23 protein-coding genes are annotated in these 21,293 nt (G+C 67.0%); 15 read left to right on the forward strand and 8 right to left on the reverse strand.

Features of this window, described 5'->3' with window-relative positions; genetic code table 11:
* Window positions 1-30: 30 nt before the first annotated feature.
* Window positions 31-921 carry a dihydrodipicolinate synthase family protein gene (locus ACZLIB_RS09680; protein ID WP_478469717.1) on the reverse strand — a complete coding sequence of 297 codons (891 nt, stop codon included), beginning with the start codon at window positions 919-921 and terminating at the stop codon, window positions 31-33.
* Between the two features lie 108 nt (window positions 922-1,029).
* Here ACZLIB_RS09680 and ACZLIB_RS09685 point away from each other — a divergent pair, with 108 nt between their 5' ends.
* Entirely contained in the window at window positions 1,030-1,503 is a 474-nt protein-coding gene (locus ACZLIB_RS09685; protein WP_478469719.1) for a GNAT family N-acetyltransferase, read from the forward strand.
* 7 nt (window positions 1,504-1,510) lie between these two features.
* Here the strand turns inward: ACZLIB_RS09685 and ACZLIB_RS09690 are convergent, their stop codons facing one another.
* Entirely contained in the window at window positions 1,511-2,068 is a 558-nt protein-coding gene (locus ACZLIB_RS09690) for a GNAT family N-acetyltransferase (protein ID WP_478469720.1), read from the reverse strand.
* A gap of 146 nt (window positions 2,069-2,214) precedes the next feature.
* Here ACZLIB_RS09690 and ACZLIB_RS09695 point away from each other — a divergent pair, with 146 nt between their 5' ends.
* On the forward strand, window positions 2,215-3,108 hold the full coding sequence (locus ACZLIB_RS09695; RefSeq protein ID WP_478469721.1) for a helix-turn-helix domain-containing protein: 894 nt from the start codon (window positions 2,215-2,217) through the stop codon (window positions 3,106-3,108).
* Here the strand turns inward: ACZLIB_RS09695 and ACZLIB_RS09700 are convergent.
* Entirely contained in the window at window positions 3,056-3,886 is an 831-nt protein-coding gene (locus ACZLIB_RS09700) for a universal stress protein (protein WP_032127431.1), read from the reverse strand. The genes ACZLIB_RS09695 and ACZLIB_RS09700 overlap by 53 nt on opposite strands.
* 171 nt (window positions 3,887-4,057) lie before the next feature.
* Here ACZLIB_RS09700 and ACZLIB_RS09705 point away from each other — a divergent pair, with 171 nt between their 5' ends.
* Window positions 4,058-4,624: a TetR/AcrR family transcriptional regulator gene (locus ACZLIB_RS09705; RefSeq protein ID WP_049421338.1), complete on the forward strand. Its 567-nt coding sequence runs from the start codon at window positions 4,058-4,060 to the stop codon at window positions 4,622-4,624.
* Between the two features lie 31 nt (window positions 4,625-4,655).
* Here the strand turns inward: ACZLIB_RS09705 and ACZLIB_RS09710 are convergent, their stop codons facing one another.
* Together ACZLIB_RS09710 and ACZLIB_RS09715 are read right to left on the reverse strand one after the other, a co-directional pair.
* Window positions 4,656-5,015: a response regulator gene (locus ACZLIB_RS09710; RefSeq protein WP_010482617.1), complete on the reverse strand. Its 360-nt coding sequence runs from the start codon at window positions 5,013-5,015 to the stop codon at window positions 4,656-4,658.
* Window positions 5,005-6,168 (reverse strand): two-component system sensor histidine kinase NtrB, encoded by a 1,164-nt coding sequence (locus tag ACZLIB_RS09715; protein ID WP_478469722.1) that lies wholly within the window; start codon window positions 6,166-6,168, stop codon window positions 5,005-5,007. Before ACZLIB_RS09715 ends, ACZLIB_RS09710 begins: the two co-directional genes overlap by 11 nt.
* A gap of 151 nt (window positions 6,169-6,319) precedes the next feature.
* On the opposite strand from ACZLIB_RS09715, the gene ACZLIB_RS09720 reads away from it, so the two are divergent.
* The 5 genes from ACZLIB_RS09720 to ACZLIB_RS09740 all read left to right on the forward strand — a co-directional run bounded on the left by ACZLIB_RS09720 (window position 6,320) and on the right by ACZLIB_RS09740 (window position 12,468).
* Window positions 6,320-9,430 (forward strand): response regulator, encoded by a 3,111-nt coding sequence (locus ACZLIB_RS09720; protein ID WP_478469723.1) that lies wholly within the window; start codon window positions 6,320-6,322, stop codon window positions 9,428-9,430.
* Window positions 9,427-10,251, forward strand: a complete 825-nt coding sequence (locus ACZLIB_RS09725; RefSeq protein WP_032127427.1) for a CheR family methyltransferase — start codon at window positions 9,427-9,429, stop codon at window positions 10,249-10,251. Before ACZLIB_RS09720 ends, ACZLIB_RS09725 begins: the two co-directional genes overlap by 4 nt.
* Window positions 10,251-10,826, forward strand: a complete 576-nt coding sequence (locus tag ACZLIB_RS09730) for a chemotaxis protein CheB (protein WP_032127501.1) — start codon at window positions 10,251-10,253, stop codon at window positions 10,824-10,826. The genes ACZLIB_RS09725 and ACZLIB_RS09730 overlap by 1 nt, the downstream gene beginning before the upstream one ends.
* Window positions 10,823-11,956, forward strand: a complete 1,134-nt coding sequence (locus tag ACZLIB_RS09735; protein ID WP_049421342.1) for a hybrid sensor histidine kinase/response regulator — start codon at window positions 10,823-10,825, stop codon at window positions 11,954-11,956. Before ACZLIB_RS09730 ends, ACZLIB_RS09735 begins: the two co-directional genes overlap by 4 nt.
* Before the next feature lie 83 nt (window positions 11,957-12,039).
* Window positions 12,040-12,468, forward strand: a complete 429-nt coding sequence (locus ACZLIB_RS09740; protein ID WP_032127425.1) for a BLUF domain-containing protein — start codon at window positions 12,040-12,042, stop codon at window positions 12,466-12,468.
* Window positions 12,469-12,471: 3 nt separating this feature from the next.
* On the opposite strand, the gene ACZLIB_RS09745 is transcribed toward ACZLIB_RS09740, so the two are convergent.
* The gene (locus ACZLIB_RS09745; protein ID WP_071228893.1) at window positions 12,472-12,792 is read right to left on the reverse strand and encodes an ArsR/SmtB family transcription factor; all 321 of its coding nucleotides are present in this window, start codon (window positions 12,790-12,792) and stop codon (window positions 12,472-12,474) included.
* Window positions 12,793-12,878: 86 nt separating this feature from the next.
* Here ACZLIB_RS09745 and ACZLIB_RS09750 point away from each other — a divergent pair, with 86 nt between their 5' ends.
* The 3 genes from ACZLIB_RS09750 to ACZLIB_RS09760 all read left to right on the forward strand — a co-directional run bounded on the left by ACZLIB_RS09750 (window position 12,879) and on the right by ACZLIB_RS09760 (window position 14,846).
* Entirely contained in the window at window positions 12,879-13,316 is a 438-nt protein-coding gene (locus ACZLIB_RS09750; RefSeq protein WP_032127423.1) for a YeeE/YedE family protein, read from the forward strand.
* A complete protein-coding gene (locus ACZLIB_RS09755; protein WP_478469724.1) occupies window positions 13,313-13,726 on the forward strand; it encodes a DUF6691 family protein in 414 nt (137 codons plus the stop codon). Before ACZLIB_RS09750 ends, ACZLIB_RS09755 begins: the two co-directional genes overlap by 4 nt.
* Window positions 13,727-13,793: 67 nt before the next feature.
* Window positions 13,794-14,846: a linear amide C-N hydrolase gene (locus tag ACZLIB_RS09760; protein ID WP_478469726.1), complete on the forward strand. Its 1,053-nt coding sequence runs from the start codon at window positions 13,794-13,796 to the stop codon at window positions 14,844-14,846.
* On the opposite strand, the gene ACZLIB_RS09765 is transcribed toward ACZLIB_RS09760, so the two are convergent.
* A complete protein-coding gene (locus ACZLIB_RS09765; protein ID WP_478469728.1) occupies window positions 14,843-15,622 on the reverse strand; it encodes a DUF6491 family protein in 780 nt (259 codons plus the stop codon). The genes ACZLIB_RS09760 and ACZLIB_RS09765 overlap by 4 nt on opposite strands.
* An 81-nt stretch (window positions 15,623-15,703) precedes the next feature.
* On the opposite strand from ACZLIB_RS09765, the gene ACZLIB_RS09770 reads away from it, so the two are divergent.
* The gene (locus tag ACZLIB_RS09770; protein WP_049398521.1) at window positions 15,704-16,402 is read left to right on the forward strand and encodes a helix-turn-helix domain-containing protein; all 699 of its coding nucleotides are present in this window, start codon (window positions 15,704-15,706) and stop codon (window positions 16,400-16,402) included.
* 160 nt (window positions 16,403-16,562) lie between these two features.
* Window positions 16,563-17,513: a DMT family transporter gene (locus ACZLIB_RS09775; RefSeq protein ID WP_478469729.1), complete on the forward strand. Its 951-nt coding sequence runs from the start codon at window positions 16,563-16,565 to the stop codon at window positions 17,511-17,513.
* A 9-nt stretch (window positions 17,514-17,522) separates the two neighbouring features.
* Here the strand turns inward: ACZLIB_RS09775 and ACZLIB_RS09780 are convergent, their stop codons facing one another.
* Entirely contained in the window at window positions 17,523-17,843 is a 321-nt protein-coding gene (locus ACZLIB_RS09780; RefSeq protein ID WP_478469730.1) for a hypothetical protein, read from the reverse strand.
* A gap of 27 nt (window positions 17,844-17,870) precedes the next feature.
* On the opposite strand from ACZLIB_RS09780, the gene thrA reads away from it, so the two are divergent.
* On the forward strand, window positions 17,871-20,375 hold the full coding sequence (gene thrA / locus ACZLIB_RS09785) for a bifunctional aspartate kinase/homoserine dehydrogenase I (RefSeq protein WP_478469732.1): 2,505 nt from the start codon (window positions 17,871-17,873) through the stop codon (window positions 20,373-20,375).
* On the forward strand, window positions 20,372-21,286 hold the full coding sequence (locus ACZLIB_RS09790; RefSeq protein ID WP_478469734.1) for a homoserine kinase: 915 nt from the start codon (window positions 20,372-20,374) through the stop codon (window positions 21,284-21,286). The genes thrA and ACZLIB_RS09790 overlap by 4 nt, the downstream gene beginning before the upstream one ends.
* The last annotated feature ends 7 nt before the right edge of the window (window positions 21,287-21,293 follow it).

Genomic DNA, 21,293 nt, shown 5'->3' on the forward strand with positions numbered 1-21,293 from the left:
GCAGGCGCCTGGCAGCCGCACTCCGGGGTTCTACAACAACCCCAGCCCGCCCAGCACCGCCGCCACCTCCTCGCGCTCGCCACCACGCAGCCCCTGCAACGGCAGCGGCAGGCAGTCCTCGCAGCACAGTCCCAGCAGTGCCGCCGCGCAGGCCATGACGCGAATCCCGCCGAACCGGTCGTACAGGGACCACAGCGGCGCCAGCCGGGCAGACAGGGCAATAGCACCCTCTTCATCGTCACTACCCACGGCCCGCATGATCTGCAGCGCAACCTCGGGGAACAGTCCGGCGGTCACCGAATACCAGCCGTCACACCCCGCCAGCAGCCCTCGCACCGCCGAGGCGTCACCACTGACGCCCAACGTCACATGTGCGGGAACGCACGCACGCAGTGCAGCAACGCGCGCGTCAGCCTCGACGGGATCATCAGCAAGGCGCGGAATCTTGATCGAAGCGATGTTGGGCAGCGCGGCGATCCGGCCATGCAGTGCATCGGTGAAGCGAAAGTGGGTGGTGCCCGGATTGTCGTAGACGCAGATAGGCGTGCGGACCGCTGCGCATACTGTTTCGAACAGTACTTGCACCTCATGGTCCTTCAGGGGCTGGTAAGACACGGGGGCGAGCAGCAGGCCTGCAGCACCTGCATCCTCGGCGTCCAGGGCCAGTTCCAGCACATCGCGGGTACGCAATGCACCGATGCCGGCGATCACCTGAACACCCCCGGCGTGCGCGAGTGCTTCGCGCAGCACGCGCTTGCGCTCGTGCTTCTCCAGATAGGCGTAGCTGCCAGTGGAGCCAAGCACGCCCATCGAATCAACATCGGAATCCGCCAGGCGCTCGACCAGTCCGGCAAACGCACGAAAGTCGATGCCGGCTTCAGAGAGCGGGGTCAGTGGAAACGCGCTGAGGCCTTTGAACATGGGATCTCCCGAAGGGGGAATGGGCTGGACACCTGGAATTGTTTATTGTCCTATGACAAAACTCAAGTGTCGCCATGCAGCGTGTCTAACCGCCACGAATGACGCACCATGCGGGTCATGAAACCAAGCCTTTGCGCCGTCCAGCCTTCCCACTACGCCACCATTGCCGATTGGCTTGATTCCGCCGAGGCCACCCAGCGCTGGGCGGGCCCCGGCGTGCCGTTTCCCTTGCCGCAGGAACGGTTCGCGCAGGTGCTCGAACTCGGGCCGAGGCCGGGCTGGGCGCTGCTGGACGAGCAGGGCCAGTGCCTGGGCTTTGGCCAGTACTGGATGACCGACGCCGGCACCGCGCACCTGGGTCGCATCATTGTTTCCCCGCTGGCACGCGGGCGCGGCCTTGGCCGGCTGCTCATGCAGGCCTTGAGTGAACAGGCCATGCGCGAAGACGGTGTGCAGCGCCTCACGTTGCGCGTCTATCGTGACAACGCAGCTGCCGTGGCCCTGTATCGCGACCTCGGTTTCCAGCAGGTTGATGCGTCCTCGACGCCGGAACTTCTGTTCATGCAGCGCACGTCGGCCTGAACTCCGCTCATGCTGGCAAGGTGGCCTGCAGGGCAAACCATTGCTCGCGGGTAATGCGGCTGATGTGCTCTGTGCGGTAGTCGCCGAGGAAGCTGTTGAACTTGTTCACTTCGGTATGGTGATGCTGGAAGCCGCATTTGCTCTGCGCGCTGAGCGATTGCAGGTTGTCAGCGAAGTAGCCGCACCACAGTGCGTCCAGTTCCAGTTGCATGAAGGCGTGCCGCATCACTTCGCGCACCGCTTCGGGTACCAGTCCGTGGCCCCAGTACGGAACGCCGATCCAGTAGGCGATCTCACCCTCTCGATCGCTGATCTCGAAGTTGCTGTCGGTGCCGATCAGGATGCCGACACAGCCGATCGCGTGTCCGTCCTCGCGGCTCTGCAGCGCGTAGACCTCTGGCCGGTTGAAGACGGTGCGGATGATTTCGGTACTTTCCTCAACGCTGGTGTGCACCGGCCAGCCGGCGATGGGGCCCACGCGCGGGTCGCGGGCGTACTCGTACAGATCGGCAGCGTCGGTGTCGCGCCAGGGGCGAAGGATCAAGCGTTTGGTGTGCAGCTGCATGTCAATTCCACGGGAACAAAGAGAGTGCACAGGCTAGGTCGCCAGGCGCGATCGGCCCAGAGCGGGACCTTGATGGTTTCGGTACTTTTCACAACGGGTGGTCGAGCCCGGGTATGCTGGGGCCCGGAATACAGCCGGATCGGCCGATGGATCGCGTACCCCAGCTCCTGGACCAGGACGAATCCATGCGCCTGGAGGTCAGTACGCTGGCCGAAGGGCAGGGCGTCCCGTTGTCGTTCGGCCACGCTTATCTGGCGGTACTGGTATGCGTATCGGGGCGTGCGCGCTTTGCACTGAACTTCCGCGAGGTAGCGGTGCAGCGGCACGATGTGCTGGTGCTGGCAGAGGACACGCTGGCGCTGCTGCGGCAGCGCTCACGCGGCTTTCTGGCGGTGGTCTGCCTGATGCCCAAGGCGCTGGCATCGGAGGTGGCCTATGTGCTTCCCAATGCACTGTTCAAGTTCCTGCACGATCAGCCCCACTGCGTTCCGTCGCCGCTGGACGTGCCGCTGCTGCAGGGCTGGCTGCAGCAGTTGATGGATGCGCAGCACAATGGCGGCCGCTATCGTCACGTGATGCTGCGCAACCTGCTGCAGACGTTCTTCCTCAAATTCGCAACGCTGTTGCCGGCGCGCAGTGTGGCCGTGGCGCAGGTCAGCCGACGCGAGCGCTTGGCCTGGAACTTCTGGGAACTGGTCGGTGAGCGGAGCACGCGCCAGCGCGACGTGCAGTCCTATGCCGACGCGCTGTGCATCACCCCGTTCTATCTTTCGCAGCTGACCCGCGAGTGCTTCGACGAAACGCCAAAGGCGTTGATTGATCGCCAGGTGGTGCTGGAAATCAAGGCGCTGCTGACCTACAGCGAATTGCCGATCGGGCGCATCGCCGAGCGCCTGTGCTTCGAGGATGCATCCTACCTGTGCCGCTACTTCCGGCGGCACACCGGGCAGTCGCCGACCGGCTATCGCCGGGCAGGGCAGGGCGGTACTAGTGCGACACGAACAAGGGCGCCGGTACTTCGGCCAGCAGATCCTCGGTGACCCCGCCGAGCACACGCTCGACCACCCGGCTGCGGCTGTAGGGGCCCAGCACCAGCAGGTCGGCGTCGGCATCGAGCACGTGCTGGCGGATGGTCGCGGCAACGCCGCCCTGGCTTGAACTGATCGCCTGGATCTCTACTTCGACGCCGTGCCGCGCCAGGTGCTGGGCCATCTCGGCGCCAGGTGTGGCCTCGGCCTTGGGCGTGTCGACCATCAGCAGGTGCACCGCTTTTGCACGTGCGAGCAACGGCAGTGCATCGGCTACCGCACGGCGTGCCTGCTTGCTGGCATTCCAGGCCACCACGATGCGATGGCCGACCTGGTCGCCATGCCAATGCGGTGGCACCAGCAGCATCGGCACGCCGGTCTGGCGCAGCGTTCCCAGCGGGTGCCAGCCAGAAGGGGCGCCGGGAGTACGCGGATAGCCGGCGATGATCAGGTCGCAGTACAGCGACTGCAGGGCCAGGTCGGCGCCGCCCAGATAGTCCGAGACGATGCGCAGTTCGGTGCTGATCTGCAGCGGCTCGGACACGGCACGCAGGTTCTGCATCAGCTGCGCGGTGCAGGCGGCATCCGCGCGCGCCTCGTGGTCGAGTGCGGCGGCGATGCCGGCACCGCGCGCGAAGCCGTTGGCGATGTCGGTGGGATGCTGGGCGGTGGAGACCGCGACCAGATGGGCCTGCTGTGCCTGCGCCAGATGGGCGGCGATGTTGAGAACGCGGTCCCCGGTGTCGCTGGCGTCGAACAGCACAGCGATATCGCGTAGTGGATGCAGCATGGCGTTGTCTCCTTCGATGCCTGTGACGCGTTCCCTGCCGTGCACCGACCCGGGTGCACCGGACGCATCCCTGTTTTAGCGCATCGGTGATCCGAATGAATCATTTGTGATTCAGTTTATTAATTGGTGATTCATGCTAGCGTGAGGGCGAACCCACACCTCAGCGCTTTCATGCGACCTGCTGCAGCACGCACCCGCCGCGACCTGCCCCACGCGCTGGCGGCCACCCTGGTCAGCCATCCACGCTGCACCCTCAGCGAACTCGCGCGCGGGGCGGGTATCAGCCGCGCGACCCTGTACCGGTTTGCGCCCACCCGGGAGGCGATCGACGAGGCACTGTTCGCGGCCGGCTTCGAGCGCGTGGAAGCGGCGGCGGTCTGGTTCGATGAGGGCGGTGATGCACACCACGTGCTGGAGCAGGTCACCGCCACGCTGCTGGCGGACTGGGAACTGGTAACGCTGCTGTTCGCGCGGATGATGGAAGAGCAGCAGCGCCAGGGTGACCTGCATCTGCTGCCGGAGCGCTGGGCGCCGATCGGCGAGCGCTTCGAGGCCTTTTTCCTGAGAGGTCAGGCGGCCGGAGAGTTCAACGTCGGTTTCACCGCAGTGTGGCTCGCGGACTTCTACTGGACCTGCTTCTATGGCATCACCTGGTCACTGGCGCGCGGTCGGCTGGCGCCGGCAGCGGCAGCCTCTACGCTGCTGGCTTCGTTCCAGCGGGGGGCGATGACGGGTTGACCGCAGGGCCCTGCTGCCGGGGCACCGTGGATTACGCCTGCTTCAACAACTGCACCAGCTGGCGCAGGCGGTACGGCTTGGGCAGGAATTCCACCTGTTCCGGCAGGGGCGGCAGCTGCGAGCGCGCATAACCGGACGACAGGATCATCCGCGCCTGCGGCTGTTCGCGCGCCACATGCTCGCTCAGTTCGATGCCGGACATGCCGTTGGGCATGCTGACGTCACTGAACACCACGTCGAAACGCGCTTCGCCCTTCAGCAGGGCGGCGGCCTCATGCGCATCGGCGGTCGTGGCCACGTCGATGCCGAGGTCGCGCAGGGCCAGGCCGATCATTTCACGCAGATCGGTCTGGTCTTCCACCATCAATACGCGGATCGGGTCATCGGTCATCGGCAGGGTCCTCCATTGCGGGGAGCAGCAGGCTGACCGTGGTGCCGACACCGGGCGTGGTGGACACGTCGACGAAGCCGCCGCTCTGGGTAGTAAATCCGAACACCTGGCTCAGGCCCAGGCCGCTGCCTTTGCCGATGTCCTTGGTGGTGAAGAACGGCTCCGTCGCCCGTTCGGCGATGTCGGCCGCCATCCCGTGGCCCTCATCGCAGACGCTGAGGGTGACATAGCCACGTTGCAGCGTGGAGTCCGCATCCGGGTCGAGGCGATGCTCCAGCGCGGTGCCGATCAGGATGCGGCCGCCTTCAAGGGTAGCATCCGCGGCATTGGCGACCAGATTGGCCAGCGCCGTCTGCAGCTGCAGCGCATCGGTGTTGATCGCAGGCAGGCCGGGCGCCAGCTGGGCATCCAGCACCACCGTGGGCGGGCAGGCGCGTCGCAGGTCCGGCAGCCACTGCCGTATCAGCGCATTGATATCCAGTGGTTCGCGGATCAGGGTCTGGCCGGTGCTGAAGGCCAGCAGCTGGCGGGTCAGCAGCGCACCACGATCGGTCGCGGTCTGCGCCGCATCAAGCAGCTCGGCGGCGCGTGCATCGTCACCGTTCACGCGCAGGGACAGCAGGTCCAGGGCGTTGCCGATGGTGGTCAACAGATTGTTGAACTCGTGCGACAGCCCGCGGCTGAGGCGGCCGACGGTCTCGAACTGTTGGGTATTGCGCAGCGCACGCTGGGCATCACGCAGCAGCCGCTGTGCCTGCCACTGCTCGGTGATGTCGCGGGTGATCTTGACGAAGCCGAGCAGCTCGCCTGTTTCGACGACCGGCTCGATGACCACGCTGGCACGGAAAGACGAGCCATCGCGGCGCACCCGCCAGCCTTCACTGGCGACGTGACCGTGCTGCGCTGCGAGGCGGAGCAGGCGCTGCGGTTCCCCGGCTTCGCGATCGGCAGCCAGATAGAAACGGCCAAAGTGCGTGCCGACCACTTCACCGGCTGAATAGCCCTTGATGCGCTCCGCGCCCGGGTTCCAGCTGCAGACGATGCCATCAGGATCAAGCAGGTACAGCGCATGGTCGCGCACGCTGTCGATCAGCAGTCGCAGTTGGCGGGAAGGGTCCGTCAGCACGGACGTCGTAGAAGCAGCTGCGTCCACGTGGAAATGAGCATTACCCCTGGGAGGGACGTGAAGCTAGGCAGTGCAGTGTGAAGAGTGCGTGCAGGCGCGGCACGTGCCAATGGTCCTGTGCGGCTGAATACGACACGGAGTACCATCACCCACCCTTTGTGCTCTGGAACCGACCTGCATGCGTCCTGGTGCGACTACGCGTGACCGCTGGATCTGGATGACCTCCGCCGTACTGCTGGCAGCGACCATTGCGTTGGAACTGGTGGTTCCGCTGGGCTACGCCGTCTGGCTGGCGTACTTCCTCGCTGTCGGCGTCACGCTGTTCCAGCGCAGTGCACGCGCGCCGTTCATCGTGGCCGTCGTCGCCTGCATCCTGTTGATCATCGGCTACAACGTTGCCCCGGCCAGCTCCAACTCGGCGTTCTCGTTCGTCAACCGCAGCATTGGCGGGTGTGCGTTCCTGATGATCGCGCTGATCGTCTCCCGCGCCATCCAGGCGCGGCGCGAAGCGATGCGCGCGCTGTGGCTGCAGGAGGCCGAGAACGCGGTGGCGATGAGCCTGCGCGGTGATCTGGGTCCGGAGCAGATCGCCGAGGCGGCGGCAACCAGCCTGGGGGCCCAGCTGCAGGCCGACGTCGCCGCCGTCTACCGTCTGGAAGGGGGAAGACTGCAGCTGACCGGCGGTCTGGCGTTGCCGTCCGGTATGCCGGCGTCGCTGGCATTGCAGGAGGGCGTGGCCGGGCAGGTGGCACGGGACGAACGCATCCGCCACCTGCATGGGGGGGATGATGCGGTGCTTGAGCTGCAGACCAGCCTGGGGCGGTTGCCGGTACGCGAGCGCATCCTGGCGCCGATCAGCAACGATGGTGCGGTGGTGGGCATCATTGAACTGGGACGCACCCGCGCCGGCGAACAGGATCGACTCGATGTCGAGCTGCTGGAGCGCTGTGCCGAGACCATCGGCATGGCGCTGCGTGCCTCGCTGCTGCGCGCACAACTGGTGGTACTGCTGGAGGAATCCCAGCGCCAGGGTGAGGAGCTGCAGGCCCAGCAGGAAGAGCTCCGCGTGGCCAATGAGGAGCTGGAAGAGCAGAGCCGCAGCCTGCTGCAGTCGCAGAGCCATCTGGAAGAACAGCAGGCCGAGCTGGAACAGAGCAACGTCCAGCTGGAAGAGCGCACCCACGAGCTGGAGGCGCAGAAGCAGGCGCTGCTGGTCGCGCAGAGCCAGCTGGTGCGCAACAGCAACGAACTGGCCGCCACCTCGCGCTACAAGTCCGAGTTCCTGGCCAACATGTCGCACGAGCTGCGCACGCCGCTGAACAGCTCGCTGATCCTGGCCAAGCTGCTGGCCGACAACAAGGACGGCACGCTCACCGAGGAACAGGTGAAGTATGCGCGTGCGATCCTGTCGTCCAACAACGATCTGCTGGCGCTGATCAACGACATCCTGGACCTTTCGCGCATCGAGGCCGGCCACGTCGAGCTGGCCGATGAAGTAGTGGTGACGGGCAGCGTACTGCAGCGCCTGCGCGAGACCTTCGAGCCGATGGCGCGGCAGAAGGGCCTGGCCCTGCAGATCGAGGCCGATGCGCTGGCCCCCAGCCAGCTGGTGGTCGACAGCCAGCGCCTGCAGCAGATCCTGAAAAACCTGCTGGCCAATGCGGTGAAGTTCACCGAGCATGGCAAGGTCAGCCTGCACGTGCGTGCGGGCGGTCAAGGACGCATCCGTTTCGAGGTCTGCGACAGCGGTATCGGCATTGCCCGCGAGCAGCTGCAGGTCATCTTCGAAGCCTTCCGCCAGGCCGATGGCAGCACCCGCCGCCGCTACGGTGGCACCGGCCTGGGCCTGTCGATCTCGCGCGATCTGGCCGAGCGCATGGGTGGCAGCATCCAGGTCGACAGTGAACCGGGTCGCGGCAGCTGCTTCATCCTGGAACTGCCGTTGCAGGGCGCGCCGGTTTCGGAACCGGGCGAAGTGCCTGCCGCCGCCTCAACAGCGCCTGCGCCGCAGCCTGCGCCGCCGATCGCTGCGCGCACCCCTGTCGCACCGACCGTTGCATCCGTGGCGCCCGTCACCGCCAGCGTGGCCGATGACCGCGGCCGTCGCCAACGCGCCGGCCGCTTGATCCTGGCCGTCGAGGACGACGCCACGTTCGCCGAAGCGCTTGTGGCCCTGGCCCATGAACTGGACTTCGACTGCGTGGTGGCCGGGACTGCCGAAGAGGCGCTGACCCTGGCCAGCGAACTGCGCCCCAACGGCATCCTGCTCGATATCGGCCTGCCGGACGTGTCCGGCCTGAGCGTGCTGGAGCGCCTGAAGCGCAACCCCGATACCCGGCATATCCCGGTGCACGTGGTTTCGGCGATGGACCGCAGCCAGGTGGCGCGCGAGCTGGGTGCGATTGGTTTCGCGATCAAGCCGACCACGCGCGAGCGGCTTGTGACGGCCATCGAACAGCTGGAACAGACCAGCCAGCGCGACGTGCGGCGCCTGCTGATCGTCGAGGACGACAGCGAGCTGCGCCACAACCTGGAACTGCTGCTGGGCCGTGATCAGCTGCAGATCGTTGCAGTGGGAACGCTGGCCGGCGCGCTGGAGCAGCTCAGCACGGTCACCTTCGACTGCATGGTGATGGACCTGTCGCTGCCCGACGGCAGCGGCTACGACCTGCTCGAGCACATGGCCGGCAATGATGATGTCGGCTTCCCGCCGGTGATCGTCTATACCGGTCGCGCGCTCGGCCGCGAGGAAGAGCAGCGCCTGCGCCGCTATTCGAAGAGCATCATCATCAAGGGCGCGCGTTCGCCCGAACGCCTGCTGGATGAGGTCACCCTGTTCCTGCACAGCGTGGAAGCCAGCCTGCCCACCGACCAGCAGCGCCTGCTGCGCGAGGCCCGCCGTCGCGACACCGTGCTCGATGGCCGTACTGTTTTGCTGGCCGAGGATGACGTACGCAACATCTTCGCGCTGTCCAGCGTGCTTGAGCCGCTGGGCGTGACGCTGGAGATCGCGCGCAACGGCCAGGAAGCGGTGGATCGCCTGGCCGAGCGCGAGGTCGACCTGGTGCTGATGGACATCATGATGCCGGAGAAGGACGGCCTGGCCGCGATGCGCGAGATCCGCGCGCAACGTCACCTGCAGGACCTGCCGATCATCGCGCTGACCGCCAAGGCCATGCCCGATGACCGCGAGCGTTGCCTGCAGGCCGGTGCCAACGACTACATCGCCAAGCCCATCGACGTCGACAAGCTGGTCTCGCTGTGCCGGGTCTGGTGCTCGCGGCAATGAACGAACAGGCGTTGTTCGACCTGGAGCTGAAGGTTCTTCTGGAGGCGCTGTACCAGCGCTACCACTACGATTTCCGCAGCTATGCGGTGTCGTCGCTGCGCCGGCGCATGCGCCAGGCGATGCAGCGCTATGAGTGCGAACGGCTGGTCGACCTGCAGTACCGGCTGCTGCATGAGCCGGAGCTGTTCGCCCAGGCCATGCAGTTCTTCACCGTGCAGGTCTCGGAGATGTTCCGTGATCCCGCGTACTTCCGTGAACTGCGCGAGCAGGTGGTGCCGGTACTGCGCACCTATCCCTCGGTGAAGCTGTGGGTCGCCGGTTGCAGCACCGGTGAGGAAGTGTGGTCGCTGGCGATCCTGCTGCATGAGGAAGGTTTGCTTGATCGCAGCATCGTCTATGCCACCGACATCAATCCGGCCGCGTTGGCCACCGCCGAGGCGGGCGCCTATGGCATCGACCGGATGGCCCAGTTCAGCCGCAACTACCTGGCGGCCGGTGGCACGGCGTCGCTGTCCGACTATTACGCCACGGCCTACGACGGCGCGGTGTTCGACCGCCAGCTGCGTCGCAACGTGGTGTTCGCCGACCACAGCCTGGCGACCGATACCGTGTTCTCCGAAGTACACCTGGTGTCGTGCCGCAACGTGCTGATCTATTTCAACCGCGACCTGCAGGACCGCGCTGTCGGTCTGTTCCGCGAAGCGCTGGTGCACCGGGGCTTCCTCGGTCTTGGCAGCAAGGAATCGCTGCAGTTCGGATGCCACCATGACGCCTTCGAGGTCTGTTCGCGCGAGCACCGCCTGTACCGGAAGGTGGCCTGATGGCGCTGCCGGCGCGTCCTGCCGTGCTGGTGATCGGCGCGTCTGCCGGTGGCGTGGCGGCCCTGCAGGCGGTACTCGGTGCGCTGCCGGCGACGCTGCAGGTGCCGGTACTGGCCGTGCTGCACCTGCCGCGTGACCGCACCAGCCGCATCGCCGAGGTGCTGGCGCCGTACTGCGCGCTGCCGGTGCGCGAAGCCGAAGACAAGCAGCCGTTGCAGCTGGGCACGGTGACGTTCGCGCCGCCGGATTACCACCTGCTGGTGGAGGACGAGGGGGCGGTGGCGTTGTCGGTGGATGCGCCGGTGCTGTTCTCCCGTCCGGCCATCGATCCGCTGTTCGACTCCGCTGCTGCGGTGTTCGGCAGGCGGGTATTGGCCCTGCTGCTGACCGGTGCCAGCAGTGATGGAAGCGAGGGCGTTGCCGCCGTGCGCCGTGCCGGTGGCCGTGCCTGGCTGCAATGTCCCGAGGAAGCCGAAGCGTCGATGATGCCGGCCTCCGCCCTGCAGTACGCCGGCGCCGATGCCGTGCTGCCCCTTGAACTGATGTGTCGTCGCCTGAAGGAGTTGTTTGCATGAACCTGCTGCCACCGGACCCTGCGCAGTCGCAGTCCCCGGTCAACCTGCTGATCGTCGATGACGTGCCGCAGAACCTGGTGGCCATGCAGGCGCTGCTGCAGCGCGAGGGCGTGAATCTGCTGCTGGCCGGTTCCGGCGCGCAGGCGCTGGAGCTGCTGCTCGAGCACGAGGTGGCACTGGCCCTGCTGGACGTGCACATGCCGGAGATCGATGGCTTCACCCTGGCCGAACTGATGCGCGGTTCGCATCGCAGCCGCGACGTGCCGATCATCTTCCTGACCGCCTCCCCGGATGATCCCCTGCGCGTGTTCAAGGGCTACGAGAGCGGTGCGGTCGATTTCCTGCACAAGCCGGTAGCGCCGCAGGTGATCCTGAGCAAGGTCAACGTCTTCATCGAGCTGTACCAGCAGCGGCAGCTGCTGAAGGCGCGCAACGAGGCGCTGGAACGCGCGCTCAAGCTCAACGAAACAATGGCGGCGGTGCTGACCCACGACCTGCGCACGCCGCTGTCGGCGATCCTGCTGTGCAGTGACAAGCTGGCGCTGGAGATCCCGCAGGACAATGCGGGCGCGCAGCAGACCCTGCAGTACCTGGAGGCCAGCACCCTGCGCATGGCACGCATGGTCGAGCAGCTGCTGGACTTCTCGCGGATCCGCAGCGGTGGCCTGCGCCTGCAGGCCAGTGCCTGCGATCTGGCCGACGTGACCCGCGCAGTGGTGGCCGAAGCGGGCAGCGCGCATGGCGCGGACCGGATCCATCTGGACATGCACGGCGATACGCGGCTGCAGGGCGATCTGGACCGTCTCGGCCAGGTTGCCGCCAATCTGGTCGGCAACGCGCTCACCCATGGCAGCGAGGCGAGGGTGGAGGTGGATGGGCGCGATCCGCGCAGCGTGCTGCTGCGGGTCAGCAATGCCGGCCGGATCGACGACGCGCTGCTGCCGCGGCTGTTCGAGCCGTTCAAGGCCAGCTTCCACCAGAGCAAGGGCCTGGGGCTGGGCCTGTATATCGTCGATCAGTTCGTGCGCGCGCACGGAGGGCGCATCGCAGCGCGCAACGAGGCCGGGCAGGTGGTGTTCGAAGCCCTGCTGCCGAGACGCGCAGAAGGGTTGCCTGCAGCGGCAAACTGAATTCTTCAGGAAACATCCACGTGCACTGAGACGGACTCGTCCGCAACTGCTACCGTGGGTGTACATCTTGTCAAGGAAGCACCATGCCACTGCGTGCCATCGCCTACGTCAGCCAGGCGTTGCCGGATCTTTCCGCTGAACGGTTGCAGGCGCTGGTCGACGATGCCGCCCGCTTCAACAAGATGGCGGGCGTGACCGGTGTGCTTCTGCATGACGGCGGGCGATTCCTGCAGTACATCGAGGGGCCGCCGGACGGTATCGATTCGGTGTACGAGCGCATCCTGCAGGCCGGCAGCCATGTCGACATCATCGAGCTGGCGCGCGGCCGCCTGGGCCAGCGTCAGTTTCCGTACTGGTCGATGCGCGCGTTGCCGGTGGATGCAGCATTGCTGCGCCAGCTGTCGGCCAGCGACTGGTCGGGTTTCAGCCGGGCGCTGGAAGGTGATCGTTCGGCGCCGACCCCGGTGGATCTGCTCGACAACGTCGTGCAGCCTGCCCTGCACGCCGGCTGAGCGTCAACGCGAAGTGCCGCCGCAGTAGGCGGCATGCAGCGCCTGCAGCACGCCCAGTGCGGGCCCTTCAATCACGCGGTAGTGGATGGCCTGCGCTTCGCGACGCGTCGCGACGATATCCAGTTCGCGCAGCACCGCCAGATGCTGTGACAGCGCCGATGCGCTGAGGCCGGTCAATGCCTGCAGTTCCGGTACTGGTGCCTCACCTTCGACCAAGCGGCACAGCACGCGCAGCCGCGCAGGATGGGCCAGGCTCTTAAGCAGCGTTGCAGCCTCTGCGGCGTGTTCGGCCATGGCGGCGCTGTCGAGCGGGGTGCGGGCCATGGTTGACCTTTTTGTTTAGAAGTGTCTAATTTAGATAAATCTAAATTAAAGGGCAATCCCATGAGCGGCGTGAAAGAGGGCAGGGCATGAACCTGCCATGGACTGCGGTGGCTGGCGGAGCGCTGATCGGCGCCGCCGCGGTGTTGCTGCTCGCCACTGTCGGGCGCGTGGCGGGTATCAGCGGGATCGCTGCGGGCAGCCTGCGCGCAGCGGAAGGCGAGCGTGGCTGGCGCTGGGCATTCCTGCTGGGGCTGCTCGCAGCAGCGGGGCTGGTGCTGTGGTGGCAGTCGCTGCCCGAGGCCTCGCCACGTGTGCTGCTGCGCGATGCCTTGCCTGCCTGGCAGTTGATCGGCGCTGGCCTGCTGGTGGGCTTCGGCACGCGCCTGGGGAGTGGTTGTACCAGTGGTCATGGCGTCTGTGGCATGGCCCGCGGCTCGAAGCGCTCGCTGCTGGCAGTGCTGGTGTTCATGGCCTGCGCGATGCTGACCACGTTCCTGGTCCGTCACGGCGGAGGCCTGGCATGAGCCGCGCGGTCGTGGCCGCCGCGGTGGCAGGTGCGCTGTTTGGCGCGGGGCTTGCGCTCTCGGGGATGACCGACGCGCGTCGGGTACTCGGCTTCCTCGATGTGGCCGGTGATTTTGATCCGACGTTGATGTGGGTGCTGGGCTCGGCACTGCTGGTCAGTGCCGTCGGGCAGCGCTGGGTACTGCGACGCGCGCAGCCGTGGTTCGCGCTGCGCTTCCAGCTACCCAGTGTACGTGATGTCGATGCTCGCCTGCTGCTGGGTGCTGCACTGTTCGGTATCGGCTGGGGATGGGCTGGTTACTGCCCCGGACCGGCCATCGCCGGGCTGGCCGTCGCATCGCGTGAAGCGCTGTGGTTCGTGCCTGCCATGGTGGTGGGCTTCTGGCTGCACGATCGCTTCGTGCGCTGAGGCTTCACCCCTGTGTCACCATGGATCGGGTCAGATCGACGGACCACGGGGAAAGGAGCGTAACGACATGGCACGGATGAAGTGGAAGGGAAAGGCAATGCTGGCCATGGCGCTGGCATCTGCGATCACGCAGGCACTGGCCTGCACGCGTGCGGTGTATCGGGGCGACAACGGCGATGTGATCACTGCGCGCTCGATGGACTGGAAGGTCGATGTGGCGACCAACCTCTACGTGTTGCCGCGTGGCATCGCACGCACCGGCCTGGCCGGTCCGAAATCGCTGGCCTGGACTGCGCGCTACGGCAGCGTGGTGGCCACCGGCTACGACGTGTCGACCACCGATGGCATGAACGAGAAGGGGCTGGTGGCCAACCTGCTGTGGCTGGTGGAATCGGAGTATCCGCAGCAGCGTGGCAACAAGCCGGGACTGGCGATCTCGCTGTGGGCGCAGTATGTGCTGGACAATTTCGCCACCGTGGACGAGGCGGTCGCGGCGCTCAAGCGTGAGCCGTACTCGATCGTCACCGACAAGGTGCCGGGCGAAGACCGCCAGGCGACGCTGCACCTGTCGCTGTCCGATGCCACCGGCGACAGTGCCATCGTCGAGTACATCGGCGGTCGCCAGGTGATCCACCATGACCGGCGCTATCAGGTGATGACCAACTCGCCGATCTTCGAGCAGCAGCTGGCCCTCAACAGTTACTGGCAGCAGATCGGTGGCACGGTGATGCTGCCGGGCACCAACCGCTCCGCCGATCGTTTCGCGCGCGCCTCGTTCTACATCAACGCCATTCCCAAGGCCGAAGATCCGGTGGAGGCCCTGGCCAGTGTGTTCAGCGTGATCCGCAACGCGTCGGTGCCGTATGGCATCACCACGCCGGGTGAGCCGAACATCTCATCCACGCGCTGGCGCACGGTGGCTGATCACAAGCGGCGGCTGTACTTCTTCGAGTCGGCGTTGACCCCGAACACCTTCTGGGTCGATCTGAACAAGGTCGATTTCGGCGGCCAGGTGCTCAAGCTCGATCTTGGCAAGGACCAGCGCAATACCTTTGCCGGCGATGCACTGGGCCAGTTCGTGCCCAGCGCACCGTTCACCTTCCTGGGCGTCGACGGTTAGTTCGACGCCTGGCTGGAGGCCGGGTAGACCGCCTGGATCGCGCAGCTGCCGCGGGTGTACTGCGGCAGTGGGGCGATGCTTTCACCGCGCAGATCGTCTGTCTCGAACTCGGCAGTCATGATCCGATCGCCGGGATTGCCACAGATCAGGCCGTTCTGCAGGCCCGAGTGGAAGCTCAGCTGCGGCGCTCGGTCGAGCTGGCGGCAGTGGCTGCCGAGTTCGACCCGGTAGTAGCGGTGGCCGCCATTGCGGCGCGGATTGGTCTCCACCAGCATGCCCTGCGGGTCGGACGACCACGCGCGGACGTTGCGGGTGGCAAAGCAGTACGACGGTGAGCCGCCGAAGCTGCGGCGGATTTCCCTGCGCTCGCGGATGGTCACGGCGGGCAGGGTAGCCGTGCGCAGGCGGTCGCTGTCGCGGGCGACGCTGGCGTAGTCGCGATCCTGCAGCGGGGTGACCGCACTGACGGCGCAGCGGCGGCCGTCGACCACGACGCGTTCGCTGGGACGACCACAGGCCCAGCCGGCAGGTGCTTCCAGCTTAAGCGAGGTGGCACCGCGGACGCCGGGGCAATCCTCGCTGAAGTCGATGCGATAGGCTTGTCCGGAGGCGGCGCGCAGTGCGATCGAGCGCGGTGATGCCTGCTCCACTTCCTGCACGCCGACCGCGTCCATGCAGTGCGGGGCCGGGGGCGTACGCTCCTGTGCGGAGACCGAAGCTGCGAGCGCCAGGCCGAGGCTGGTGGCGAGCATCAGTGACACCTGCCGATGGGCCATGTCCTGCACTCCCTGCGTTGGATGACGGATCGACTATAGCAGCGGTTTGCACGGCCGTTGCTACACGCGCACACTGCGCGGATGGGCGCCATCTTCCATCTGCGGCACTACGGCCAGGCCACCGGCCTGGATCGCCATGACTACGCGCAATGGGTGTTGCCGCTGCAGGGCGAACTGCACTTCGAGATGGAAGGCCGCGGTGGTCGCCTGGACCTGCTGCAGGGGGTTTTCGTTGCGGCCGGCGAAGCGCATGACCAGATGGCCGATGGCCCGAACGGTTTCGTGATCGTCGATTGTCCTCCCGGCGTGCTTGATGACGGCACGCAGGAGCATCTGTGCCGGCAGCGCTGGCTGCACCTGCCGCATGCGCTGCGACAACGCCTGGCGGGCGTGCAGGACGGGCAGCCGATGCCGGCCCTGCTGCCGCAGCTGCTGCAGGTATTTGCACCGGCCGGCAGTGGCGCGCGCATGCAGGGACTGTGTGCGGCAGTGCAGGCCGATCCGGGCCAGGCGTGGCCGGTGGCGCGCATGGCCGCGTCTGTCGGGGTCAGCGAGAGCCGGTTGCACGCGCTGTTCCAGCGTGAGTTCGGGCTCAGCCCGCAGGCATGGCTCAGTACATGCCGGTTGCGCTGGGCCAAGCACCAGCTGCGCACCAGCACGGCGCCGATCAGTGATATCGCGCTGGCCGCAGGCTATTCCGAGCAGAGCGCACTGACCCGCGCGCTGCGCCGTGAGTGTGGGCAGACCCCCGCCGCGTGGCGCAGGAACGCCGGACTGTAGCGTCGAGCCATGCTCGACGGCTTCTGCACCGACCACCTCGCGAACGGCAGTCGAGCATGGCTCGACGCTACAAAGGCGGGAGGGCAGTAGCCTCGGTCAAGAGCGCCCAGCGGCCAGCGCTTACACTGCGCGGCCTGTTCTCTCCCCCCGAAGAACCCGAATGCGCAACAACCCGATGGCCTTGGGCATCGCCAATGGCGTTGCCGCTGGCGCGCTGTGGGGCGTGGTCTTCCTCGCGCCCGCCGTGCTGCAGTCGTTCAATGCCCTGCAACTGTCGGCCGGCCGCTATCTGGTCTACGGTCTGATCGCTGTAGCCCTGCTGCTGCCGCGCTGGAAGCGGCTGGCACCACGGCTGGGCCGCGCCGAGTGGATCGGCCTGTTGTGGCTGAGCCTGGCCGGGAACCTGGTGTACTTCCTGCTGCTGGCGACGGCGGTGCAGTGGGCCGGCGGTGCGGCGGCGTCCTTGATTGTCGGCCTGATTCCGGTGGTGGTGACCCTGGTCGGTGTGCGCGAGCAGGGCGCGGTGCCGCTGAAGCAGCTGCTGCCGGCACTGGGCCTGTGCGTGCTGGGCGTGGCACTGGTTGGCTGGGAAGCACTGATGTCTGAGCACCTCGCGACACCGTGGCGGCAGCGCCTGATCGGCCTGCTGTGCGCGTTCGGCGCGCTGTTTTCGTGGGCGTTGTACTCGATCGGCAACAGCCGCTGGCTGGCGCGCCGACCGGATCTGTCCAGCCACGACTGGTCGCTGCTGACCGGTGTCACCACCGGCGGCCTGGCTCTACTGCTGGTGCCGATGGCCTTCATCGGCCACACCGGCGGGCACACGGCGGCGCAGTGGAGTGGTTTCTGGGCGATCAGCGCGGGTGTGGCGGTGGTCGCCTCGATCCTTGGCAATGCGTTCTGGAACCGTGCCAGCCGCCTGCTGCCGCTGACCCTGACCGGCCAGATGATCGTGTTCGAGACCCTGTTCGCGTTGCTCTACGCATTCGCCTGGCAGCAGCGCTGGCCCTCGCTGCTCGAAGCGCTGGCGATCGTGTTCCTGGTGGCCGGCGTGATGCTGTGCGCGCATGCGCATCGCACGCCCCGCGCGATCGCCGAACATGTCGGCTGAATGCGGCCATCAAGCATACTGATGGCCGCTTTGTCTCAGATGCAACCAAATGCCGGCACGTTGGCCGATGATCGCGGCAACGACTTTTTGCACCGCAGCACTTGACAGCGGCCCGGCGCACGGTGTTTTCTGTGCGTCATGGTTCTTGATGCCGCCCACGCCAGCCTGATCGCCTCCGCTACTGCGGGCCGTTCGTCTGCGCCGGTCGCCACCACCACCATTACCACCACCACCGTCACCACTGCCCTGGTGCGGCCCGTCGTCTTCGTGTAACTCCCGAAAACCACGGCCCCGCACCATACAGGTGGCGGGGAAACTCGACACCTGCATGCGACGGGGCCTCCTGCCGAGGTCTGCATGTCTTCCCACGCCCCCGCTCATCCCGTTGCCCCGGCCGATCTGGCTGCACCGTCCATCGTCGTGCACAAGTTCGGCGGCACCTCGGTGGCCGATGCCGAACGCTACCGCCATGTTGCCGGCCTGCTGCTGGCCCGCCCCGAATCGCTGCAGGTCACTGTCGTCTCGGCGATGAAGGGCGTCACCGACGCACTGATCGATCTGGCCCAGCTGGCAGCCAAGGGGGACGAAGGCTGGCGCGAGGCCTGGCATGCGCTGCGCGCGCGCCACCGTGGCGCCGCCGTGGCCCTGCTGGGCGAGCAGGTGGGCGAGACCGTCGAATGGATCGACGCCCGCTTCGATCAACTGGCCGAAGTGCTGGCGGCGTTGGCGGTGATCGGCGAGCTGCCACGCGAAGTACTCGACCGCGTGCAGGGCCTGGGCGAAGTGTTTTCCGCGCAGCTGCTCGGCACGCACCTGCAGGCGCTGGGCGCAGACTGTGCAGTGCTGGATGCGCGCGACGTACTGGTGGTGGGGCATGGCGAACTGGGCGTGGATGTCGACTGGGAAGCCAGTGCCGACCGCCTGGCCAAGTGGCGCCTGCAGCATCCGCAGCCACGCCTGGTCGCCACCGGCTTCGTCGCCCGTGACCGTCATGACCGCATCACCACGCTCGGCCGCAACGGCAGCGATTACTCCGGCGCGATCTTCGCCGCGCTGTTCAACGCCGATGAACTGCACATCTGGACCGATGTCGACGGCGTGCTGTCGGCCGACCCGCGGCTGGTGCCCGAGGCGGTGCAGCTGGAGTCGCTGAGCTACGACGAGGCCTGCGAGCTGGCTTATTTCGGCGCCAAGGTGGTGCACCCGCAGACGATGTCGCCGGCGATCCGCCTCGGCCTGCCGATCTTCATCCGCAATACCTTCCAGCCGGCGCATCCGGGGACGCGCATCAGCGCCGAGCGCTCGCCGCGTGGGCCGGTGAAGGGCCTGACCCTGAGCCCCGGGTTGGCCCTGCTGAACCTGGAAGGCACCGGGCTGATCGGTGTGCCCGGTACCGCCGAGCGCGTGTTTGCCGCCCTGCGCCAGGCGCAGGTGTCGGTGGTGATGATCTCGCAGGGGTCGTCGGAACATTCGATCTGCTGCGTGGTGCGTGCTGCTGAAGCCGGCCGTGGCCGCGAGGCGCTGCTGCATGCGTTCGCGCATGAACTGTCGGTGGGCCAGGTGCAGCGCGTGCAGGTCAGCGAAGGGGTCAGTGTGCTGGCCGCAGTCGGTGACGGCATGGCCGGCCAGCCCGGTGTGGCCGCACGTCTTTTCGAGGCGCTGGGCCGTGCGCAGGTGAACATCCTGGCGATCGCGCAGGGCTCGTCCGAGCGCAACATTTCGGTGGCGGTGGACAGTGCCGATGCCACCCGCGCCTTGCGCGCTGCACATGCCGGCTTCTGGCTGTCGCCGCAGACCTTTGCGGTCGGTGTGATCGGGCCGGGCAACGTCGGTGCCGCACTGCTGGACCAGCTGCTGGCCGCACGCCCGCAGCTGCTGGCCAAGGCCAATGTGGATCTGCGCCTGCGCGCGCTGGCTTCGCGTTCGCGCATGCGTCTGGAAGTGGATGGCCTGCACGCCGACTGGCGGGAGGCCTTGCAGGAAGCAGGTGAGTCCAGCGATCTGGATCGTTTCACCGAGCACCTGCTGGCCGCCCACCTGCCGCATGCGGTGGTGATCGACTGCAGTGGCAGTGCCGAGGTGGCCGAGCGTTATGAGGGCTGGCTGGCGGCCGGCATCCACGTGGTCACCCCCAACAAACAGGCCGGCGCCGGGCCGCTGCCGCGCTACCAGCGCATCCGCGCCGCTGCGGCGGCCAGTGGTGCGCGCTTCCGCTACGAGGCCACGGTCGGTGCGGGCCTGCCGGTGATCACCACGCTGCGCGATCTGGTCGATACCGGTGACGAGGTGCTGGCGATTGAAGGCATCTTCTCCGGCACGCTGGCCTGGCTGTTCAACCGCTTCGATGGCAGCCAGCCGTTCTCGCAGCTGGTCGCGCAGGCGCGGTCGATGGGCTACACCGAGCCGGACCCGCGCGATGATCTTTCAGGCGTGGATGTGGCGCGCAAGCTGGTGATCCTCGCCCGCGAAGCCGGCCACGCGCTCAGCCTGGAACAGGTACAGGTGGAAAGCCTGGTGCCGGCGCTGCTGCGCGACGGCAGCGTGGATGAGTTCATGGCGCGGCTGGGTCAGTCTGATGCCAGCCTGCTGCAGCGCCTGCAGGACGCGCGGGCGCGGGGGGCGGTGCTGCGCTATGTGGCACGGCTGGGTGCCGACGGCGCCTCGGTCGGCCTGCAGGAACTGCCGGCCGATCATGCCTTCGCCAACCTGCGGCTGACCGACAACGTGGTCCAGTTCCGCACCCGCCGTTACTGTGACAACCCGCTGGTGGTGCAGGGGCCGGGTGCCGGCCCGGAAGTCACCGCGGCGGGTGTGTTTGCCGACCTGCTGCGGGTCGCGGCCGGTGAAGGAGCGCGGCTGTGATCGCACGTGCGTTCGCGCCTGCCTCGGTGGCCAACGTGGCGGTGGGCTTCGATATTCTCGGCCATGCCATTGCCGGCATTGGCGATACCGTGAGCGTGCGCCGCATCGATGAGCCGCTGGTGCGCATCGAGGCGATCCGTGGCAGTGCCGTCGAGCTGCCGCTGGATGCCGCCGGGAACACTGCGGGTGCTGCGTTGATGTCGCTGCGCGCTGGGCTGGGCCTGGACTTCGGTTTCGTGGTGGAGATCGACAAGGGCATTCCGTTCGGTTCCGGCATGGGCGGTTCGGCAGCGTCGAGTGTCGCGGCGCTGGTCGCCGCCAACGCGCTGCTGGATGTGCCGCTGTCGCGCGAGGCGCTGTATCCGTTTGCGCTGGATGGCGAGGCGGTGGCCAGTGGTGGTCGCCACGGTGACAACGTGGGGCCGCTGCTGCTGGGTGGTCTTGCGCTGTGCACGGCCGATCGGCTGCTGCCGATTCCGGTGCCGGCTACCTGGCACAGCCTGCTGGTGCATCCGCATGCGGTGCTGGAAACACGCCGCGCACGCCAGGCCCTGCAGGGCAGCTATGCGCTGGGCGAGTTCGTGGCGCAGAGCGCGAACCTCGCACTGGTGCTCAGTGGTTGCCATCGCAGCGATGCCGCACTGGTGCGCGCGGGACTGCGCGACGTGCTGGTCGAACCGCGACGGGCCGGATTGATTGCCGGCTTCGAAGCCGCCCGTGATGCGGCGCTGTCGGCCAATGCAATGGGCGCAGGCATCTCCGGTGCCGGTCCCAGCGTGTTCGCCTGGTTCGAGGATGCCGACCAGGCGCGTGCCGCCGCCACACCGGTGCAGGCCGCATTTGCAGCCGCAGGTTTCGACAGTGACGCCTGGGTGTCGCCGCTGGATGCACCGGGAGCTCGCTTGTGCTGAATCCTTC

The organism is Stenotrophomonas sp. 220_Sma (assembly GCF_056487375.1).

What these genes read in the sequence shown, in the direction of transcription:
- ACZLIB_RS09735 (WP_049421342.1), top strand. Translation starts at nt 10,823, where the DNA reads ATGAACCTGCTGCCACCGGACCCTGCGCAGTCGCAGTCCCCGGTCAAC.
- thrA (WP_478469732.1), top strand. Translation starts at nt 17,871, where the DNA reads ATGTCTTCCCACGCCCCCGCTCATCCCGTTGCCCCGGCCGATCTGGCT.
- ACZLIB_RS09720 (WP_478469723.1), top strand. Translation starts at nt 6,320, where the DNA reads ATGCGTCCTGGTGCGACTACGCGTGACCGCTGGATCTGGATGACCTCC.
- ACZLIB_RS09725 (WP_032127427.1), top strand. Translation starts at nt 9,427, where the DNA reads ATGAACGAACAGGCGTTGTTCGACCTGGAGCTGAAGGTTCTTCTGGAG.
- ACZLIB_RS09705 (WP_049421338.1), top strand. Translation starts at nt 4,058, where the DNA reads ATGCGACCTGCTGCAGCACGCACCCGCCGCGACCTGCCCCACGCGCTG.
- ACZLIB_RS09740 (WP_032127425.1), top strand. Translation starts at nt 12,040, where the DNA reads ATGCCACTGCGTGCCATCGCCTACGTCAGCCAGGCGTTGCCGGATCTT.
- ACZLIB_RS09730 (WP_032127501.1), top strand. Translation starts at nt 10,251, where the DNA reads ATGGCGCTGCCGGCGCGTCCTGCCGTGCTGGTGATCGGCGCGTCTGCC.
- ACZLIB_RS09755 (WP_478469724.1), top strand. Translation starts at nt 13,313, where the DNA reads ATGAGCCGCGCGGTCGTGGCCGCCGCGGTGGCAGGTGCGCTGTTTGGC.
- ACZLIB_RS09710 (WP_010482617.1), bottom strand. Translation starts at nt 5,015, where the DNA reads ATGACCGATGACCCGATCCGCGTATTGATGGTGGAAGACCAGACCGAT.
- ACZLIB_RS09680 (WP_478469717.1), bottom strand. Translation starts at nt 921, where the DNA reads ATGTTCAAAGGCCTCAGCGCGTTTCCACTGACCCCGCTCTCTGAAGCC.
- ACZLIB_RS09765 (WP_478469728.1), bottom strand. Translation starts at nt 15,622, where the DNA reads ATGGCCCATCGGCAGGTGTCACTGATGCTCGCCACCAGCCTCGGCCTG.
- ACZLIB_RS09780 (WP_478469730.1), bottom strand. Translation starts at nt 17,843, where the DNA reads ATGCAGGTGTCGAGTTTCCCCGCCACCTGTATGGTGCGGGGCCGTGGT.
- ACZLIB_RS09690 (WP_478469720.1), bottom strand. Translation starts at nt 2,068, where the DNA reads ATGCAGCTGCACACCAAACGCTTGATCCTTCGCCCCTGGCGCGACACC.
- ACZLIB_RS09700 (WP_032127431.1), bottom strand. Translation starts at nt 3,886, where the DNA reads ATGCTGCATCCACTACGCGATATCGCTGTGCTGTTCGACGCCAGCGAC.
- ACZLIB_RS09760 (WP_478469726.1), top strand. Translation starts at nt 13,794, where the DNA reads ATGGCACGGATGAAGTGGAAGGGAAAGGCAATGCTGGCCATGGCGCTG.
- ACZLIB_RS09685 (WP_478469719.1), top strand. Translation starts at nt 1,030, where the DNA reads ATGCGGGTCATGAAACCAAGCCTTTGCGCCGTCCAGCCTTCCCACTAC.
- ACZLIB_RS09745 (WP_071228893.1), bottom strand. Translation starts at nt 12,792, where the DNA reads ATGGCCCGCACCCCGCTCGACAGCGCCGCCATGGCCGAACACGCCGCA.
- ACZLIB_RS09750 (WP_032127423.1), top strand. Translation starts at nt 12,879, where the DNA reads ATGAACCTGCCATGGACTGCGGTGGCTGGCGGAGCGCTGATCGGCGCC.
- ACZLIB_RS09695 (WP_478469721.1), top strand. Translation starts at nt 2,215, where the DNA reads ATGGATCGCGTACCCCAGCTCCTGGACCAGGACGAATCCATGCGCCTG.
- ACZLIB_RS09770 (WP_049398521.1), top strand. Translation starts at nt 15,704, where the DNA reads ATGGGCGCCATCTTCCATCTGCGGCACTACGGCCAGGCCACCGGCCTG.
- ACZLIB_RS09775 (WP_478469729.1), top strand. Translation starts at nt 16,563, where the DNA reads ATGCGCAACAACCCGATGGCCTTGGGCATCGCCAATGGCGTTGCCGCT.